The organism is Psychrobacter sp. H7-1, from assembly GCF_904846585.1.
In the GTDB taxonomy this organism is placed as follows: Bacteria; Pseudomonadota; Gammaproteobacteria; order Pseudomonadales; family Moraxellaceae; genus Psychrobacter; species Psychrobacter raelei.
In genome coordinates this window covers 1-2,299 of the sequence record NZ_CAJHBH010000087.1, presented here as the reverse complement: position 1 = coordinate 2,299, position 2,299 = coordinate 1, and the positions used below count along the sequence as shown (strand labels likewise).

Genomic DNA, 2,299 nt, shown 5'->3' with positions numbered 1-2,299 from the left:
GTTTGAGTATATTAACAATCTGAGTGTCGGTAAATCTTGATTTTTTCATGTCGAAATCTCCTGCTGGTATTTTAGCAGTTAGTTTCTACTTTTACGTGTTATTGTTTTTCGGGGTGATTACCATGGTTGCTTAGATATAGCTTAAAAGTTACTTAACCGCATCGCCACTGCCTTTGCCTAGGGCAGTACGTATAATATAGCTAAAGTATTTTTGTAAGGTTAAGCTATCAATCATTTCTTTATCAGTTTTGGCAAGGAGATCTGGTGTAGACATGTCTATGCCACTTAGCTGGGCTAAACCTGTAATACCAGGTAAGACGTCATACACGCCTTGATTGCCTCTAGCTTCAATCAACTCCTCTTGATTGAATAAATTAGGTCTTGGGCCAACTAGGCTCATCTCACCTTTTAGCACATTAATCAACTGTGGTAGTTCATCTAGCTTTGTTTTGCGCAAAATGCGTCCTAGCTTGGTAATTGAGCTATTGTCTGCTAAATGACTGGCAACAGAAGCGGTATCCAAGCTCATGGTGCGGAACTTAACCAGTTTAAATGGCTTTTTGTCTTTACCAACCCGTTCTTGAATAAATAAAGGTGATCCTGTGTCAAAGTAACCTACAATAGTGGTGCCTATCAGTAGTGGCGAAGTAGCCACTAAACCTGCGACAGAGAAGGCGATATCTAAAGGTCTTTGCCAGATTACTGATCTTTTTGAACCTGATTTAGCTTTAGATAAATAGGCACTTTGTTCAACTGAGTCGTCAAACTTAACTAAGTTATATTCTAAGTCAATTGGCCCACCTGGTAGACTGGGATCATAAGTAAGGCTGCCAAATGCTTTTTGGATAGTTGGAGAGAACATAAGTAGATTCACTCCGAAACCAGCCAGTTTAGATATATATACTTTTCTTGAAGATGCTTTAGCGAGTAAAGATACTGTTTCAGAGGTATTGAGATACTCCTCATTTTGTGGAAATAGGGTGCCTTCAATTTTATTATCAATAACAATCTTTATAAATGCACTTAAGTTATCGATAAAGATAGCACTTCTTTGATTATTAACTTTAGGGAATATCGGTGCTATATTTGCAATCTTATATAAAGTTTTGAAGTTGCCTTTACAGTTGGGGCCATAGACCATAGGTGGGCGAATAATGGTGACAACAAACTCTTCAGAGCTTAACGCCTTTAATGCATCTTCTGCTTTAGCCTTTGACTGTCCATAGGAGGTATTGGGGTTAAGAGGCGTTGAAGCTGTGATATGACCGGTGTTTAGGCCATAAACACTCATAGTTGAGAGGAATATAAAGTGCTTAACACCCTCTTTTTTTGCCTTTTCAGCAAGTTCTAAAGTGAGTTGGTAGTTGACTTGATCAAACTGTTCTGAGGTAGCACCTTTTGTGGAGTCATGAACCAAAGCCGCAGTATGAATTATTGCATCATAGCTATCAAAAGATTTATCTTTCCAAGAGGCATCGCGAACGCTGATTAAGTCTACTGAATACTTATTAGGATATTGATCAATAAAATTACAACATTGCTTTGCAATATATGAACTCTGTCCAGTAATTAATAATCTCTTCAAAACTAACCTACCTTAAACTTACAATATAGAGTGTTCCTTATACACAGGAACGTATGATGCTTATCACTTGACTGATAGATACTTTATCTGAATATTTCTTTATAAGCACTTCACGAGGAGATGCACCATCAGAGTTATGAAAGCCTTTCACTACTTGATCTAGTGCGTGAGCGATATCTTGTGGATGGCTTGGTTCTACAGTCCATCCAATATTATTATCCCTAACCATGGTAGCTATTTCTGACTCTTCATCCATAATACAAAAAAGAGGCTTATTTGCTGCCATTGAGTAGTAGGCTTTGCTAGGAACTCCGAGACCTAACATTCCTTCGGCCAAAGTCACTATTGATATATCACAAGCATTTAAGCCTATAGATTTTTTAGCTTGTTCCACGCTTCCATAATAATGAATATTTTCTTTGGAGGAGTATTTAATCAGACTTTTGAGTTTATCTACGTACGCTCCATTACCGATAAATATAAACTCTGAATTCTCAGACTCATTCATTAAGTTAAGTGCTTGAATTAGTTTATCTATTCCCTGAACTCTACCAATATTACCAAAAAAGTTAAAAATCACCTTATCACTACGGAAATACCCCCATATTTAAAACACTAAATAAGTAGAACTAAGCTGCCATATTAAATTTCTGAATCGGCGTAAAGCCACCATTAGCCATATTGGGTCTTTCGTTATTATAGTGATTGATCCAA

2 protein-coding genes are annotated in these 2,299 nt (G+C 37.1%); both read right to left on the bottom strand.

Annotation, left to right across the window (positions count from 1 at the left end; all coding sequences use genetic code 11):
• Positions 1 to 148 precede the first annotated feature (148 nt).
• Entirely contained in the window at positions 149 to 1,585 is a 1,437-nt protein-coding gene (locus JMX92_RS13700; RefSeq protein ID WP_265089797.1) for a hybrid nucleoside-diphosphate sugar epimerase/sugar transferase, read from the bottom strand.
• Between the two features lie 37 nt (positions 1,586 to 1,622).
• Positions 1,623 to 2,165 (bottom strand): glycosyltransferase, encoded by a 543-nt coding sequence (locus tag JMX92_RS13235; RefSeq protein WP_201546140.1) that lies wholly within the window; start codon positions 2,163 to 2,165, stop codon positions 1,623 to 1,625.
• Positions 2,166 to 2,299: the final 134 nt, after the last annotated feature.